The organism is Oceanimonas doudoroffii, assembly GCF_002242685.1.
In the GTDB taxonomy this organism is placed as follows: domain Bacteria; phylum Pseudomonadota; class Gammaproteobacteria; order Enterobacterales; family Aeromonadaceae; genus Oceanimonas; species Oceanimonas doudoroffii.
The window spans coordinates 41,478-56,966 of record NZ_NBIM01000001.1 but is presented as its reverse complement, the minus strand read 5'-3'; the positions used below and the strand labels follow the sequence as shown (position 1 = coordinate 56,966).

Here is a 15,489-nt window from a genome sequence, read left to right as displayed (position 1 = left end):
GGCCGGCTGAGGCTCAGAGTTCCCGTTCGCGCAGACCCACCTTGAGTACACGGTCGCCGTCCACGTCCGCCACCGTCCAGACCATGCCGTAACGCACGAAGTGATCCCCCACCACGGGGTGGCCACTGCTGTGGGCCAGCACGAAGTCGCCCAGGGTCAGTTCCAGCTCGTCTTCTGCCACGTCCACGCCGTACATCAGTGCCACATCGCCCATGCGGGCGTCGGCGGCGAGAATAAAGTCGCCAAAGAAGGCCCTGGCCTTCTCCCGCGCCGTTTCCAGATCGCCGCCAAACATGTTGTTGAGGGTTTTCAGGTGGGTGCTGCGGCCGATCACACAGAGCATGTCATTCATCGCCAGCCGAGTGCTGCCCGAAGCCGGCAGCAGGTGCTCTCCTCGAAACACCGCCGCCACCCGGCAGTGGGGCGGAAAGGTCAGCTGGCGAACCACCACGCCGTCCAGGGACTGGCTGTCGACACGGTACAGGAACATCTCGAAGTCGTTTTCCTTGAAAATGCCCAGCATGGAGCGCCGCCGGGGCGCCGGCTCGGGGGGCACTTCCACACTCAGCCAGCGGGCCACCGGCGGCAGGCTGGAGCCCTGCACCAGCAGGGAGATCAACACCACGAAAAAGGCCACATTGAACAGTATGTTGCCTTCTTCGATGCCCGCCATCAGCGGAAAAATGGCCAGCACAATGGGCACGGCGCCGCGCAACCCCACCCAGGAAATAAATCCCAGCTCCCGTGCGTTAAAGCGGAAAAACGGCAACAGCGAGGCCAGCACCGCCAGCGGCCGGGCAATAAAGATCATGGCCAGGGCGATCAGGCTGGCGGGCAGCGCCATGGCCCACATGTCGGCGGGGGACACCAGCAGCCCCAGGATCAGGAACAGGCCAATCTGACTGAGCCAGGCCAGGCCATCGAACATCGGCAGAATCGACTCCAGGTTACGCAGCCGGGAGTTGCCCAGCACCAGCCCGGCCAGGTACACCGCCAGAAAACCGCTGCCTTCCAGCACCGCGGTCAACGCAAACAGGGCCAGGCCAAAGCCGGCCACCAGCAGTGGATACAACCCGGAGACCAGGTGAATGCGGCGAATCAGCTGCACCAGCAGCCAGCCCCCCGACAGCCCCGCCAGGGTGCCCACGCCGAACTGGCTCAGCAGAAACAACAGGGCATCGCCGGTGCTGTCCATCTCGCCGGTGATCAGCGCAATCAGGGTCAGGGTCAGGAAAATGGCCATGGGATCGTTGGTACCCGACTCGATTTCCAGGGAAGCGCCGACCCGCTGGTTGAGCTGCATGCCCCGCCCTCCCAGCAGGGAAAATACCGCCGCGGCGTCGGTGGAGCCGACAATGGCCCCCAGCAGCAACCCCTGCAGCCAGCCCAGATCCAGAATGTAGACCGCCAGCATGCCGGTAATGCCGCTGGTGATCACCACCCCCAGGGTGGCCAGGCTGAGCGCCGGTTTGAGCCCCACGCGAAAGGTATCCATGCGGGTGCGCATGCCGCCGTCAAGCAGAATAATGGCCAACGCCAGGTTGCCTACCGAATAGGCCAGGGAATAACTCTCGAACTGAATGCCACCGGGACCGCTCTCACCGGCCAGCATGCCGATCAGCAAGAAAATAAGCAGTATGGGAATGCCCGAGCGCGCCGACACCAGGGTGGCCAGTACACTCAGGCACAGCAGGGCGCCGGCCAGCAAAAACAGGTGTTCGATATTATTCAATATGATTATTCCGATTCTTTTTAGATATGAATGTTATATCACAGTCGGGGCGGCCCCCTAAAAGTGAATTTTTAGTGATTATTTAAAAATATAAATTCAATTACCGCTTTTCCATTCGTTCAGCACCTGTTCATAGCAGGCCAGATCGGCGGCGCCGAACAGCACAAAACGCACCCGTTTTACGCTCGGGCAGGCGGGCAGGGTCGCCAGCACCGTCTCGACGGCAATGCGCGCCGCCGGCGCCAGCGGATACCCGAAAATGCCGGTAGAAATGGCCGGAAAGGCCACCGACTCGGCGCCATGGCGCTCGCACAGGATCAGTGCCTTGCGATAGCAGGAAGCCAGTAACGCAGGGGCCGGCTCGTCCACGCCGTAGACGGGCCCCAGGCAGTGAATGACATGTGCATTGGGCAGACGGTGGCCGCCGGTGAGCACCGCTTCTCCCGGCCGAATCGGCGCCAGTGGCCGGCATTCCTGTGCCAGCCCGGGGCCGGCGGCCCGGTGAATGGCCCCGGCTACGCCACCGCCCGGCAACAGGGCGCCGTTGGCGGCATTGACGATGGCGGCCATGTCGGCCTGCTGCGTGATATCGCCCTGTACGCACTCGATGGCGACGCCAAGGTGCCACAATGTCATGACTCACCTCCCTCATCCGCCGGGCCACGATGTTGACGCCGCAGGGCTCGTCCCAGGGTATGAAAGTAACGACCAAAGGCGGCGTTGCAGCGGGCGCGCTGCTCGCCTTGAGGATACAAGCCCAGCTCCGCCTCCCGAGTGGCTTTGGTGCCCTTGACCAGAAAGCCGTTCTTGATGGCGGCATCCTGTATAAAAGCCTCAAAGGCGCGGGCGCACAACTCCTCGGGTCGACTGAAATATACCATACCCTGCTGCTCGTCCACCCGTGCCGAGGCATAAAACAGCGGGCTGGGCCCGGTGCCGTCTTCACTCAGCAGCACGGCGGCAAAGCAGGCAAAAAGCATGTCGTTAAGCGGGTGCGCCAGGGTGGCGGCATTGTTGAGCCAGGCCTGGGATGCCAGGGTATGGCCGGTAACCCCGGCCAGGGCCTTGCCGGCCATATAGTGATCAAAGGCGTGAAACCACTCATGGGCAATGCTGCCGGGGCCGGCATTTTTGGCCAGGGAAAAACAACGGGTGGCGGGGCTGTAATGGGCGGATACGCCCGGCCGGCCACCGGTGCCGTATTGCAGCGACAGGGTGCCGCGCAGGGAAATGAGTGACTCGGGGCCCTGCAGGATCAGCATGAGATCACACAGGGCATTATAAAAGTGGCCGGCCACAGCCTCGCGCTCGGGTCGCGTCACCCAGCGGCCGATTTCAATGCTGCGAAAATCAAAGCGCCGGCGAACATGCACAAAATCCACCGGCTCATTTGAAAGGTGGTCGGGCCCGTTACGATAAAACCTGTTGTTGAGGGCCCAGTCACCCATTCGCATGCCGCCTGTTGTCACTGTTACCGCTTCAGCTTACCGCAACTGATGCCGGTGCAAAAACCATTAACGGCGGCGAAGCGGACTTCAGGGCCTTCTGCGCCCGGTAAACAGGCTGATAATAAAGAGCACTATGCCCACCACAAACACCAGCTTGGCGGCGCCGGCGGCGGTACCCGCCACGCCACTGAACCCCAGCAGGGCGGCGATAATGGCGATAACCAGAAAAATGATGCCCCAGCGAAACATGACTTGCCCTCCCTCATCGATGTTAAACTCAACCGGCCACCCACCGGGCGGCGAGTGGCCAATGGCTTAAACTCAAGCTTAGGCGTTATCAGTTCACCACCCTGATATCATTTTTCACCGTGGCCACGCCGTCCACCTTGCGGGCCAGGCGCGCGGCCTGCTCCGCCTGCGCCTGGCTGTCCACCTCACCGCTCAGGTGCACCACACCGTTGTCGGTTTCCACGCTGACCGCGGTGCCGGCGACCATTTCATCCGCCAGCAGCATGGCCTTGATCTTGCCGGTCACCAGGGCGTCACCCGCCAGGCCGGCCAGGGAGCCGCCTTCGGCCTCGCCCCTGGCCTGAACATGCAATTGATCGTCCACGGCGGTGACTCCCTTCACTCCCTGAGCGACCGCTACGGCCCGCTCGGCCTGCCGTTGTTCGGGCACAAAGCCGCTCAGCACCACCCTGCCGTTATCGGTTTCCACCGAAATATCGACACTGGATACGCCCTCGTCATTGAGCAGCGCCGATTTCACCTTGCCGGTGATCACGCTGTCATTCATCAGGGCGCCGGCCTGCCTGGCGGCCTGCCCCACCTTATCACCGGCCTGCTCGGCGGTGGCCTCAAGCTTGCCGCTCAGGGAGCGGGTTTCGGCGGAAACCTCCGCCTTGCCGGACAGGGCGGTGGACTCCGCGGCCAGGGCGCCGCCCGCCACCAGAACGGAACTCAATGCAACAGCCAGTGCGGAACGGGAAAATACGTGCTTTTTCATGCTCTCTTCCTCCGGTTGTGACCTGATGTACTGATTGATGACATTAACCAGAATGCAAACGCGTTCGCGTTACATCCAGGGTGTTTCACTATTGCGTCTGGCCGGAGCAAGGGCAAGTCGATGGAAATCGGGTGCGAACGAGGCTGTCGGAGCCGGTAATTTCATCGTACCGTCATACCAGTGTCACATTGTAATAAAACCGTCATATTCGGCCGGCATAGTGCGCGCATCATGACGATGAGGATGTACCATGAGCCCTGAAACCTCCGCCCTGTCCACCGCCACCCCCCATAGCCAAAGTGCCCCTCGCTGGTTGTCCTGGCTGCTGGTGGCCGCCCTGGTTTATCTGCTGCTGGCCGCCGTGAGCGCCATTGGCGCCGGCTTCAAGGCCGCCGCCGGCGAAGACGCCAAGGTGTTGTTTGAGTTTGCTTCCAACCCCATTATCGCGCTGATTATCGGCGTGGTGGCCACGGCGCTGATCCAGAGCTCCAGTACTGTCACATCCATCATCGTCGGCATGGTGGCCGGCGGCCTGCCGGTGGCCATTGCCATTCCCATGGTGATGGGCGCCAATATCGGCACCTCCCTGACCAGCACCCTGGTGAGCCTGGGCCACGTACGCAATGGCGAGGAATTCCGCCGCGCCTTTTCCGCCGCCACCGTGCACGACAGTTTCAACCTGCTGGCGGTGGCCATCGTACTGCCGCTGGAGCTGCTGTTTCAGCCCCTGGCCCGCACCTCCGAGTGGCTGTCCGGCCTGCTGGTGAGCGACGCCAGCATGAGCATGAGCAACATGAACTTCATGAAGGCCATGCTGGCCCCCGGCACCGGCATATTGAAGGAAAGCGTGGCCTGGCTGCCCGGTATCTGGTCCGGTGTGGCGCTGATCCTGCTGGGTATCGGCATTATCCTGATGGTGGTCACCCAGATTGGTCGCGTGCTGCGCACCCTGATGGAAGGCCGCGCCATGGGCATTCTGCGCACCGCCGTGGGTCGTGGCCCGGTGTCGGGCATGGCCTCGGGCACCCTGGTGACCGTGCTGGTGCAGTCGTCGTCCACCACCACCTCACTGATCGTGCCCCTGGCCGGCTCCGGCATGTTCAGCCTGAAGCAGGTCTACCCCTTTATTCTGGGCAGCAACATCGGCACCACCATCACCGCCCTGCTGGCGGCCACCGCCATCACCGGTGCCTCGGCCATGGTGGCGCTGCAAATCGCCCTGGTGCATCTGCTGTTCAACATCATGGCCATTGCGCTGATTTATGTGCTGCCCATGCTGCGCACGTTACCCATGTACATGGCCGAAGGCCTGGCCGAACTGGCCCAGCGCAACAAGGGCTATGTGGCGGCCTATATCGGCGGCGTCTTCTTTGCCCTGCCCCTGGGGCTGGTGGGCCTCAGCCAATGGCTGTAACTCACTCCGCGCCGAAACGCCCGTAAGCGAAGCAGCGGCTTCCCAAAGGGGTAAGTGGTGTTCTCAAAAGCAGGCGGCTAGAATGGCGCCTGCTTTTTTCTTGCCGGATAACACTCAAATGGACGCCACCGCCCTGCTCACTTTCAAGGCCCACCTGCACGCCGCCCTTGATGCCCAGCCCGCCGAGACGCGCCGGCTGTTTCACGGCCGGGGCCGTCGCTGGCCCGGGCTGGAGCAGCTCACCGCCGACTGGCTCGACGGCCAGCTGCTGGTGAGCCTGTTCCGGGAGCCATCGCCCGAATTTCTGAACGAGCTGCAGCAGCTGTTAACCGAGCTGATTGCCTCCCCCGTCTGGCGGCACAGCGGCGCCCGCTCCCTGCTGTTGCAGCACCGCAGCCGCGAAGGCTCTCCGCTGGAAGTGCTCTGGGGAGAGTTTGACGCCAGGCCGGTCGTGCGCGAGCACGAACTGAACTATCAGCTGACCCTTGGCCGCAACCAGAATCACGGCCTGTTTCTGGACATGCGCCTGGGCCGGCAGTGGGTGCGGGCGCAGGCCGAGGGCAAGCGGGTGCTGAACCTCTTTGCCTACACTTGCGGGTTTTCCGTGGCCGCCATCGCCGGCGGCGCCGAGCGCGTGGTGAACCTGGACATGGCCAAGTCGTCACTGGCCCGGGGCCGGGACAACCACCGGCTGAATCACCATGATCTGGACAGGGTCGGCTTTCTCGGCCATGAACTGTTCAAGTCCTGGGGCAAGGTGCGCAAGCTCGGGCCCTATGAGCTCATCATTATCGACCCGCCCTCGTTTCAGAAGGGCAGCTTTGCCCTGACCCGGGACTACGCCAAAATACTGCGACGCCTGCCGGAACTGCTCACCCCCCAGGGCACGGTGCTGGCTTGCGTCAACGATCCCGACCTCGACAGCCGCTTTTTGATTGACGGCATGGCCGAGCAGGCGCCGGCACTGCGCTTTGTGGAGCGCCTCGACAACCCGCCCGAGTTTGCCGACATCGATCCCGAGGCCGGTCTCAAGGCACTGGTGTTTGCTTTGGGCTGAGCCCCTTGCCTTTTCGCGCGTAGTGCTGGGCCAGCACGGCGCATACCATCAGCTGGATCTGGTGAAAAATCATCAGCGGCAGCAACGCCGGCCCCAGCAGGGCGCCGGCGAACAGCACCTTGGCCATGGGTACACCCGTGGCCATGCTCTTTTTGGAGCCGCCAAAAATAATGGTGATGCGATCTTCCCGGTTAAAGCCGAGTATCCGCCCCAGCCAGGCGGTCAGCGACAGCACCAGCGCCAGCAACCCGCAACATACCAGGGTCAGCAACGCCAGCCGCGCCCCCGACACCGATTGCCATAGCCCTTCCACCACGGACGCGCTCAGCGCCGTATACACCACCAGCAGGATGGAGCCCTGATCCACCCGTCCCAGCCACACGCGGTGGCGCTCCACCAGGCCGCCGATCAGCGGCCGCAGCAAATGCCCGGCGACAAAGGGCAGCAACAGCTGAGCACTGATCAACACCATGGAGTCCAGCGGCGATACCGCACTCCCCGCCTGCATCTGCAACAGTGCCGCCACCAGCAGCGGAGTGAGCACAATGCCGAGAATGCTTGAAGCCGAGGCACTGCATACCGCCGCCGGCACATTGCCGCCGGCCAGGGAGGTAAAGGCAATGGCCGACTGCACCGTGCCCGGCAGCACACACAGGAACAGCACCCCCACGTACAGCGCCTCACCCAGCAACGGCAGCAGCAGGGGTTTCAGTGCCAGGCCAATCAGCGGAAACAGCACAAAGGTGCAGCCAAACACCAGCAAATGCAGTCGCCAGTGAGTGGCGCCGGCCACAATGGCCTGGCGCGAGAGCTTGGCACCGTGCATAAAAAACAGCAGGGCAATGGCCACCGCGGTAAGCCGGTTGAACACCTCCGCCCCCTGGCCATGGGCCGGCAACAGGCTGGCCGTGGCCACCACCGCCAGCAGCACCAGGGTGAAATTATCGAACAGCAAACGTAAATACCTGAGCATTTTGAACTTTCCCGATTGAGACAAACAGCGGGCTACTATAGCCTGAGCCCAAACAGGACCTTGTCGGCAAAAAGAGATGAAGTGTCGCGAAACAGACAATCAGCAGTCACTGCTCGACCGGCTCGCCTTGCTTGAGCAACTGCCCCGGCCGGTGCTCGGGCAGCGGCGGTCGCTGGCCAACCAGGCCATTGAAGCCCGCCATCATCACCCCTGGGTACAGCTGTCTTATGCCGCCGAGGGTGTGCTCACCGTGAACACCGACAGGGCCCGCTTTGTGGTGCCGCCCCGGCTGGCGGTGTGGATTCCCCCCGGACTCGGCCATGGCGTGCAGTGCCCCCCGGGCACGCAAATCCGCAGCCTGTATATCTCTCCCGATGTGGTACCGGCACGCCCCTGCCACGTGCTGGAGATCAGCCCGCTGCTGCGGGAGCTGATCCTGGCCTTCAGCGCCCTCGACGTGGAATACGATGAGGCCGGCGCCGAAGGCCGGCTGGTGGCGGTATTGCTGGATCGGCTGGCCGACGCCCCTTCCCGCGAGCTGTGGCTGCCCTGGCCCGATAACGAGCCCCTTGCCGGTTTGTGCCACTACCTGGCCTCGCACCCGGACTGCCGCCGGCCCATGGCGCATTTCAGTGCCGGACTGGGGATCAGCGACAAGACCCTGAGCCGCTATTTTGTGCGCCACACCGGCATGAGCTTTCGCCAGTGGCGCCAGCGTGCCCGCCTTTTGGCCGCCCTGCCCCTGCTGGAGCGGAACCTGCGTATTACCGACGTAGCCCTGGAATGCGGTTACGACAGCCTTTCGGCCTTTATCGCCGCCTTTGGCGAGCTGCTGGGCTGCCCCCCGGGTGCCTTTAGGCAAACAGACAAACGAAAGGAACACAATAAATAACCAATCAGCACGCCAAAAGACTTTATAACATTCCAGACTTTCATGGTTAGTTGGTAGAATCCGCGTACAGCAGGAGAGAGAAGCCGAACAGGCTTCCGCCGAAGGCGCAAACTCCCATAAACGCTCAGGCAAAGGTACTGCTGTTCATCAACAAGCCTACTGGAGAGCGGTTGCCGGCGGCAGCCCACCGAAGGAGCAAGCGGCATTCACCGTATAAACTCTCAGGTTCAAGGGACAGGGGGAGAGGCAGTTTGTTATCTCACAGGAATGCTCGATGCTCGTCTCTGTCTACCTTATCGCCATCACCGCTGAAGCCATGTCCGGCGCCCTGGCCGCGGGGCGCCGCAATATGGATCTGTTTGGCGTCAGCCTGGTTGCCTTTCTTACCGCCCTGGGGGGCGGCACGGTCCGCGATATCATGCTGGGCAACTTTCCCATCAGCTGGACCCAGCATCCAAGCTACATCTACCTCACCATTGGTGCCGGCCTGATCACCATGCCCATTGCCCGGGTCATGCACCGGCTGCACCGGCTGTTTCTGCTGCTCGACGCCGCCGGCCTCATCGCCTTTACCATTATCGGCTGCAACGTCGCTCTGGAGCTGGGTTATTCAATACCGGTTGTGGTGATGGCCGGCATCACCACGGGCATCTTTGGTGGCATATTGCGGGATGTGTTGTGCAACAGGACGCCCCAGGTGCTGCGCCACGAGCTCTACGCCAGCGTGTCGCTGCTGGTGGCCCTGCTCCATCTGCTGCTGCGCCATCTGGGGGTGGAGGAAGACATCAACATACTGGCCTCGTTCGCCGTCGGCCTGGCCCTGAGACTGAGCGCCATTCGCTGGGGCTGGTCCTTGCCGGTATTTTCCTATGCACCGGGACGCTGGCACGGCTGAACCGCCATCGCGGCTACACCACGGCATCCCCCAGGGGCAGGGCCGTGGTGTATTTGATTTGTTCCATGGCAAAGCTGGAGGTGATGTTGGACAGGCCTTCGGTGCTGGTGATCAGCTTTTTGTAGAAGCGGTCAAAGGCGGCGATGTCGGCCACCACCACACGCAGCATGTAGTCCCATTCGCCGGACATGCGATAGAACTCCACCACTTCGTCAAAGGCGGTCACCGTGTCGGCAAAGCGGGTCAGCCAGCGGCTGTCGTGGTGCTGGGTCTTGATTTGCACAAACACCGACAGACCCAGTCCGAGCCGTTCGGCATCCAGCAACGCCACCCTGCCACGAATATAGCCGGCCTCTTCCAGTCGCTTGACCCGCTTCCAGCAGGGCGTGGTGGACAGGTTGACCACTTCGGCCAGATCCTTGAGCGCCAGGGTGGCGTCCTGCTGCAACAGGGCCAGAATGTGACGATCGAAATTATCCATTTGAAAAACCGTCAGGTAAGAGAAAATTATTCCAAAAATTATGCGCCATACCGGGAACAAGAGAAAACTTTTTTCGGCTTTTGAGAATACAATTCTGCTTATCACCTCCGTTTTTCATGGAAGCCGTACTCATGAGCCAGTGGACCCGCAACGCCCTGAAAATCCTCTCCAGCGATCAGCTGCGTACCTCGGATACGCATCTCTACCGGCTGGACATTCCCGCCCTCACCGGCATTGATATCTACCTCAAGGACGAAAGCACCCACCCCACCGGCAGCCTCAAGCACCGGCTGGCCCGCTCGCTGTTTCTGCACGCCATCTGCAGCGGGCAAATTCGTGAAGGTACCCATGTAGTGGAGGCATCATCCGGCAGTACGGCGGTGTCGGAAGCCTATTTCGCCAAACTGCTGGGACTGCCCTTTACCGCCGTGATGCCGGCCTCCACCACCCGCAGCAAAATCGTGCAGGTGGAGCGCTTGGGCGGCCACTGCCACTTTGTGGGTCATGCTTCCCAGGTGTATGACGCCGCCGAGCAGCTGGCGCGGGAAACCGGCGGCCACTATATGGATCAGTTCACCTACGCCGAGCGGGCCACCGACTGGCGCGGCAACAACAACATTGCCGAAAGCATTTTCCGCCAGCTGGCAGAAGAGCCCCACCCGGAGCCCGAGGCCATCGTAATGAGCGCCGGCACCGGCGGCACCTCGGCCACTCTTGGGCGCTATATTCGCTATGCCGGCCTGAACACCCGGCTGGTGGTGGTGGATCCGGAAAACTCGGTGTTTTTCGACAGCTTTCAGCAGCGGGACAATACCCTTACCAGCCAGGCCTGCGGCCGCATTGAGGGCATTGGCCGCCCCAGGGTCGAAGCCTCCTTTCTGCCCGAGGTAATCGACGGCATGATCAAGGTGCCCGACGCCGCCAGCATCGCCACCATACACTGGCTCGAACGCATGCTGGGGCGCAAGGCCGGCGGCTCTACCGGCACCAACCTGTGGGGCGTGCTGCAGCTGGCGCAGGACATGCAAAAAGCCGGCAAAACCGGCTCCCTGGTAACCCTGATGTGCGACGGCGGCGAGCGCTACCTGGACACCTACTACAATGCCGACTGGGTCGCCGAGCATATCGGCGATATCACCCCCTGGAGCGAGCAGCTGGCACTGCTGGGGTAACTTGTAGGCCCGAATTTATTCGGGCAACAGCCTCAGCCGATGAATACATTGCCCGGCTAAAGCCGGGCCTACCACTTTTCACACTCTTCGGCGTAAGCCCGAATACGCCCCGGTATGCGTTCCCACACGAAGCGTGGGAACGAGTTAACAGATCACAGCCGCTTTCGTGTTGGAATTCGCTTCGCTCATTGCCAACCTACCCTGGGGTCACATTCAGAATGGGTACAAGTTCATGGTGTTTCCCCTCACTCCTTACTCCTCACCGCGGAACGTCCTGCGCCCAGCACCAGCATGCAGGGGGTGAGCAGCAGGGTAAGCAGGGTGGCAAAGGCCAGGCCGCCGGCAATGGCGCTGGACAGCTGGGTCCACCATTGGGTGGAAGGCGCCCCCAGACCGAGCGACGGGGTCAGCAGATCCACGTTCACTCCCAGTACCATGGGCATCAGCCCCAGCACGGTGGTGATGGCGGTCAGCAGCACCGGGCGCAACCGCAGGCAACCGGTTTCCAGCGCCGCCTCCACCGGACTCAGGCCCTCGGCCCGCAACTGGTTAAAGGTATCGATCAGCACGATATTGTTGTTCACCACTATGCCCGCCAGGGCAATGATGCCCATGCCCACCATCACAATGCCAAAGGACTGGCCATTAAGCAGCAGCCCCATCAGCACGCCGGCGGTGGAAAACACGATGGCCGACAGCACCAGGGCGGTCTGGTACAGGCTGTTGAACTGGGTCACCAGGATCAGCGTCATCAGCAACAGCGCCACCACGAAGGCGGTGCCCAGAAACTGCCCGGCTTCCCGTTGATCCGCGTCTTCGCCGGCCACGGTGAGTGCCACGCCTTTCGGCAATTCCACTCCGGCCTGCTGCAGGGCCTGCAGCCGCTCGTCAAGGCGAAATCCCTCGGCGATGTCGGCCTTGACGGTCACGGTGCGCCGGCCATCCACCCGGTGCAAGGTGCCCACCTTGGGGGCCGGAGTCAGGGTCACAAACTGGCTCAGTGACACCTGCCCCCGCGGAGTATTCAGGGTCAGGCGGGAGAGCTGATCCACCGAGCGCCAGTGCCGGGGCAGACGCACACGAATATCCACCTCGTCGGTGGCATCTTCCGGCCGGTAACTGGCCAGCAGCAGGCCGTTGGTCACCAGCTGCACCGCATTGCCCACACTGAGCACATCGGCCCCCATGCGGGCAGCGGCTTCCCGATCCACCTGCAGCCGCCATTCAATGCCCGGCAGGCTGCGGTCGTCTTCGATATCGGCAAAACCGCCCAGTTCGTTCATGGCATGCCGCAGTCGGTCGGTGGCGGCACTCAGGGTACTGTCGTCGGAGCCCGAGAGGCGGATCTCCACCGGCTTGCCCGTTCCCGGCCCCATTTGCTGTTCACGAAACTCCAGCACCACCCCGGGTATGTCGGCGGTGCGGGCCAGCATGGTTTCCCGAATGGCGCTGGCGGGGCGACGCAAATACCAGTCGGTAAACTGAAACTGCAGCACACCGATGACATCACTGCCCATCTGGCTGTCGGCCATGGCAAAGCTGCGTGCATACAGGGCCTTGACCTCGGTGAGCCCGGCCAGCGGGGCTTCTACGCGACGCAACAACGCGTCCTTTTCATACACCGACAGATCGCCCCGGGCCCGCACCTGCAGCTGGGCGCTGTCGGGCTCGATATCGGGGAAAAACTCCACACCGTGGTTAAAGCGGGCGTAGCCGGCATACATCAGCGCAATCAACCCGAGGGTGCCGAGCAGAGTCAGGCCGGGGCGGCGCAGCAGTCTGGCCAGCAGGCCGCGGTAGTGCCGTAGTCCGGGCACCACCACCGGCTTTCTGGGCTGATGTTCGACCCGTCCCAGGCCGCCCATGGTGGGCAAAAACACCAGCGCCATAAACAGCGATGCCAGCAGGCAGATGATCACGGTGGCGGGAAGGTACTGCATGAACTGGCCCACCACCCCGGGCCAGAACAGCAGCGGCATAAACACCGCCAGGGTGGTAATGGTGGAGGCGATCACCGGCCAGCTCATGCGGTGGGCGGCATTGATCCAGGCTTCCTTGGGCGTCTGCCCCTCATGCAGGTGGCGGTCGGCCAGCTCGCTCACCACAATGGCGCCGTCCACCAGCATGCCCGCCACCAGGATCAGGGCAAACAGCACAATGATGTTCATGGTAAAGCCGATACCCCAGATGATCAGAATGCCGGCAAAAAAGGCGCCGGGAATGGTGAACCCCACCATCACCGCCAGGCGCGCGCCCATGGTGGCGAGGATCAAAATCAGTACCAGCACCACGGCGGTGAGCACGTTGTTGAGCAAATCCGCCAGCATGGTTTCAACCTGGGTGGACTGATCCATGATGTAGTCGATTGCCACCCCCTCGGGCAGCAGCGGCCTGGCCTGATCCAGCAATGCCTTGACTCGCTCTATGGTCTCAATAATGTTGGCGCCGGCGCGTTTGCTCACCTCCAGCACCAGGCCGGGCTGCCCGTTGATACGGGCAAAGCCGGCGGGATCCTTGAAGGTACGCCGAATGGTTGCCACATCGCCAAAGGTCACCACGCGATCGCCGCTGACCTTGAGTGGCAGGCTCAGCACATCATCCAGCCCTTCTATCACCCCGGGCACCTTGATGGCCAGCCGGCCGGCGCCGGTATCCAGGCTGCCGGCAGCCACCAGGCGGTTATTGCGGGACACCAGGTTAAACAACTGGGTGTAATCAATGCCGTAACCATCCAGCACCTGGGGATCGACCAAAATCTCCAGCACATCCTCCCGATCCCCGCCGATGTCCACTTCCAGCACCTCGGCAATGCCTTCTATTTCGTCCTTGAGGCGGCGGGCAATCATCACCAGTTCGCTTTCCGCCAGCGGTCCCGACAGCGCCACCGACAACACCGGAAACAGGGCCACGTTGATCTCGTGCACCACCGGCTCATCGGCCTCCTGGGGCAGTTCGCTGCGCGCCGAATCGACCTTCTCACGCACCTCCTGCAGCGCTTGTTTGGGATCAAAGCCGGCATCAAATTCCAGCATCACGGAGGCATGCCCTTCGCTGGCGGTGGACGTCATTTTCTTGATGCCTTCCAGGGTACGCAGTTCCTGCTCCATGGGCCGCACCAGCAGGCGCTCGCCATCTTCCGGGCTGATGCCTTCCAGTGTCATGGAGACATACATCATGGGAATGGTGACGTCGGGGTTGGCTTCCTTGGGAATCGCCTGATAGGCCCCCACGCCCCCCAGCAGCAGCAGCACAAAGGCCAGCAGCGTCGCCCGGCTGCGGTATACGGCAGCCTCAATCAGCGCCCTCATTGGCTGAGCTCCCGCACCGCGACGGTATTGCCTTCGGCCACAAAGCCGGCACCACGAACCACCACACGGGCGTGCTCGGGCAGGCCATCGACCCAGGCTTGCTCCGGTGTGATGGCCAGCAGGGTAACCGGCATCAATTGCAGCCGGTTTTGCGCATCCACCAGATGCACACCGGGCCGGCCACTTTCGTCCAGCGCCAGCAGCGCCGGCGACAACCGGTGGGCCGGGCGTGGCGGCAGGCTGATACGCAGCTCGGCACTGGCGCCGACGAGGCGTGCGTTCTCGGGATTGGCAAAACGGGCTTCCACCGCAAAGCTGCGGGTGTTTTCATCGGCGGCGCTGGCAACAAAGGTGAGCGAGCCCGCAAGCTCCCGGCCATCCAGCAGCACGGCGGTCACCGGCAACCCCGGCGCCAGGCCAAACACCTGCTGCTGGGGCACGTAAGCCATGAGTTTCAGCTCGCTGGTATCCACCAGGTGCAGCAACTCATCGCCGGCCTTGACGTAATCCCCCGCTTCCACATGGCGGGCATCCACGGTGCCGGCAAAGGGCGCGGCAGGCCGGCTGTGCTCCAGGGCCAGCCGGGCCTGAGTCAATGCCGCTTCTGCCTCGGCGGCGGCAGACTTGCGCATCAGGTAATCGGTTTCGGCCAGCAGTCCCTTGCGTTTGAGTCGTTCGGCGGCGGCCAGTTCGGCCATCCGTAACGCCCGTTCGGCCTCGGCCCTGGCCAGGTTGGCCTTGCGATCATCAATGCTGAGCCTGAGCATTTCATCGCCGGCATGCACTGCGTCACCAAGCTCGGGCAGGTTTTCAACCGTGCCTTCCACCCGGGCACGCACCACCAGTTGCCGTACCGCCTGCAATTGCCCCTGCAGCACCACACGGGGCTGGTAGGGCTCGGCGGCCATGGCCTGCACCTGCAGCTGAAACTCGTGCTCGGGATGGGCCGGCCCGGGCACTGGTGCCTCGTTCGCCGCCTGATACACCTGGCCCCGCCACAGCCAGAACACCACCAGTAGCAGGCCCAGTGCCCATGTCAACGCCTTGTGCCTGCCCAGTCGTTCACGCCAACCATTTGCCGCCATGTTTTATCCGTGCATTTAGAGTGATG

At 62.6% G+C, this 15,489-nt stretch carries 14 protein-coding genes and 1 riboswitch; of the genes, 5 read left to right on the top strand and 9 right to left on the bottom strand.

Annotation, left to right across the window (positions count from 1 at the left end; genetic code table 11):
* Positions 1–13: 13 nt before the first annotated feature.
* The 5 genes from B6S08_RS00285 to osmY all read right to left on the bottom strand — a co-directional run bounded on the left by B6S08_RS00285 (position 14) and on the right by osmY (position 4,186).
* Positions 14–1,732 (bottom strand): potassium/proton antiporter, encoded by a 1,719-nt coding sequence (locus B6S08_RS00285; RefSeq protein ID WP_094198791.1) that lies wholly within the window; start codon positions 1,730–1,732, stop codon positions 14–16.
* Between the two features lie 96 nt (positions 1,733–1,828).
* A complete protein-coding gene (locus B6S08_RS00280) occupies positions 1,829–2,368 on the bottom strand; it encodes a macro domain-containing protein (protein WP_094198790.1) in 540 nt (179 codons plus the stop codon).
* Entirely contained in the window at positions 2,365–3,180 is an 816-nt protein-coding gene (locus tag B6S08_RS00275) for a CLCA_X family protein (RefSeq protein ID WP_094198789.1), read from the bottom strand. The genes B6S08_RS00280 and B6S08_RS00275 overlap by 4 nt, the downstream gene beginning before the upstream one ends.
* An 87-nt stretch (positions 3,181–3,267) precedes the next feature.
* The gene (locus B6S08_RS00270; protein WP_094198788.1) at positions 3,268–3,429 is read right to left on the bottom strand and encodes a DUF1328 domain-containing protein; all 162 of its coding nucleotides are present in this window, start codon (positions 3,427–3,429) and stop codon (positions 3,268–3,270) included.
* Between the two features lie 88 nt (positions 3,430–3,517).
* A complete protein-coding gene (osmY, locus tag B6S08_RS00265; RefSeq protein WP_094198787.1) occupies positions 3,518–4,186 on the bottom strand; it encodes a molecular chaperone OsmY in 669 nt (222 codons plus the stop codon).
* Positions 4,187–4,436: 250 nt separating this feature from the next.
* Here osmY and B6S08_RS00260 point away from each other — a divergent pair, with 250 nt between their 5' ends.
* On the top strand, positions 4,437–5,600 hold the full coding sequence (locus B6S08_RS00260; RefSeq protein ID WP_094198786.1) for a Na/Pi symporter: 1,164 nt from the start codon (positions 4,437–4,439) through the stop codon (positions 5,598–5,600).
* Positions 5,601–5,718: 118 nt separating this feature from the next.
* Positions 5,719–6,657, top strand: coding sequence for a class I SAM-dependent methyltransferase (locus tag B6S08_RS00255; protein ID WP_094198785.1), 939 nt, complete (start codon positions 5,719–5,721; stop codon positions 6,655–6,657).
* Here the strand turns inward: B6S08_RS00255 and B6S08_RS00250 are convergent.
* Positions 6,629–7,612: a bile acid:sodium symporter family protein gene (locus B6S08_RS00250; protein WP_211284184.1), complete on the bottom strand. Its 984-nt coding sequence runs from the start codon at positions 7,610–7,612 to the stop codon at positions 6,629–6,631. The genes B6S08_RS00255 and B6S08_RS00250 overlap by 29 nt on opposite strands.
* Before the next feature lie 94 nt (positions 7,613–7,706).
* Here B6S08_RS00250 and B6S08_RS00245 point away from each other — a divergent pair, with 94 nt between their 5' ends.
* Together B6S08_RS00245 and B6S08_RS00240 are read left to right on the top strand one after the other, a co-directional pair.
* Positions 7,707–8,522, top strand: coding sequence for an AraC family transcriptional regulator (locus tag B6S08_RS00245; RefSeq protein ID WP_094198783.1), 816 nt, complete (start codon positions 7,707–7,709; stop codon positions 8,520–8,522).
* 60 nt (positions 8,523–8,582) lie between these two features.
* Positions 8,583–8,672: riboswitch (glycine riboswitch) on the top strand.
* Positions 8,673–8,796: 124 nt separating this feature from the next.
* Complete coding sequence (locus tag B6S08_RS00240) at positions 8,797–9,417, top strand: trimeric intracellular cation channel family protein (RefSeq protein WP_094198782.1); 621 nt, start codon at positions 8,797–8,799, stop codon at positions 9,415–9,417.
* 13 nt (positions 9,418–9,430) lie between these two features.
* Here B6S08_RS00240 and B6S08_RS00235 read toward each other — a convergent pair whose 3' ends face one another.
* A complete protein-coding gene (locus tag B6S08_RS00235; protein WP_094198781.1) occupies positions 9,431–9,898 on the bottom strand; it encodes an Lrp/AsnC family transcriptional regulator in 468 nt (155 codons plus the stop codon).
* Positions 9,899–10,029: 131 nt separating this feature from the next.
* Between B6S08_RS00235 and B6S08_RS00230 the strand changes: the two genes are divergently transcribed.
* On the top strand, positions 10,030–11,070 hold the full coding sequence (locus B6S08_RS00230) for a PLP-dependent cysteine synthase family protein (RefSeq protein WP_094198780.1): 1,041 nt from the start codon (positions 10,030–10,032) through the stop codon (positions 11,068–11,070).
* Between the two features lie 245 nt (positions 11,071–11,315).
* Here the strand turns inward: B6S08_RS00230 and B6S08_RS00225 are convergent, their stop codons facing one another.
* Together B6S08_RS00225 and B6S08_RS00220 are read right to left on the bottom strand one after the other, a co-directional pair.
* Positions 11,316–14,378 (bottom strand): efflux RND transporter permease subunit, encoded by a 3,063-nt coding sequence (locus B6S08_RS00225; protein ID WP_094198779.1) that lies wholly within the window; start codon positions 14,376–14,378, stop codon positions 11,316–11,318.
* Positions 14,375–15,463 carry an efflux RND transporter periplasmic adaptor subunit gene (locus B6S08_RS00220; RefSeq protein WP_094198778.1) on the bottom strand — a complete coding sequence of 363 codons (1,089 nt, stop codon included), beginning with the start codon at positions 15,461–15,463 and terminating at the stop codon, positions 14,375–14,377. Before B6S08_RS00220 ends, B6S08_RS00225 begins: the two co-directional genes overlap by 4 nt.
* Positions 15,464–15,489: the final 26 nt, after the last annotated feature.

Excerpts from the sequence above, each read along its gene's own strand:
- B6S08_RS00280 (WP_094198790.1), bottom strand. The coding sequence starts at position 2,368 with ATGACATTGTGGCACCTTGGCGTCGCCATCGAGTGCGTACAGGGCGAT.
- B6S08_RS00275 (WP_094198789.1), bottom strand. The coding sequence starts at position 3,180 with ATGGGTGACTGGGCCCTCAACAACAGGTTTTATCGTAACGGGCCCGAC.
- B6S08_RS00270 (WP_094198788.1), bottom strand. The coding sequence starts at position 3,429 with ATGTTTCGCTGGGGCATCATTTTTCTGGTTATCGCCATTATCGCCGCC.
- osmY (WP_094198787.1), bottom strand. The coding sequence starts at position 4,186 with ATGAAAAAGCACGTATTTTCCCGTTCCGCACTGGCTGTTGCATTGAGT.
- B6S08_RS00260 (WP_094198786.1), top strand. The coding sequence starts at position 4,437 with ATGAGCCCTGAAACCTCCGCCCTGTCCACCGCCACCCCCCATAGCCAA.
- B6S08_RS00255 (WP_094198785.1), top strand. The coding sequence starts at position 5,719 with ATGGACGCCACCGCCCTGCTCACTTTCAAGGCCCACCTGCACGCCGCC.
- B6S08_RS00245 (WP_094198783.1), top strand. The coding sequence starts at position 7,707 with ATGAAGTGTCGCGAAACAGACAATCAGCAGTCACTGCTCGACCGGCTC.
- B6S08_RS00240 (WP_094198782.1), top strand. The coding sequence starts at position 8,797 with ATGCTCGTCTCTGTCTACCTTATCGCCATCACCGCTGAAGCCATGTCC.
- B6S08_RS00235 (WP_094198781.1), bottom strand. The coding sequence starts at position 9,898 with ATGGATAATTTCGATCGTCACATTCTGGCCCTGTTGCAGCAGGACGCC.
- B6S08_RS00230 (WP_094198780.1), top strand. The coding sequence starts at position 10,030 with ATGAGCCAGTGGACCCGCAACGCCCTGAAAATCCTCTCCAGCGATCAG.
- B6S08_RS00225 (WP_094198779.1), bottom strand. The coding sequence starts at position 14,378 with ATGAGGGCGCTGATTGAGGCTGCCGTATACCGCAGCCGGGCGACGCTG.
- B6S08_RS00220 (WP_094198778.1), bottom strand. The coding sequence starts at position 15,463 with ATGGCGGCAAATGGTTGGCGTGAACGACTGGGCAGGCACAAGGCGTTG.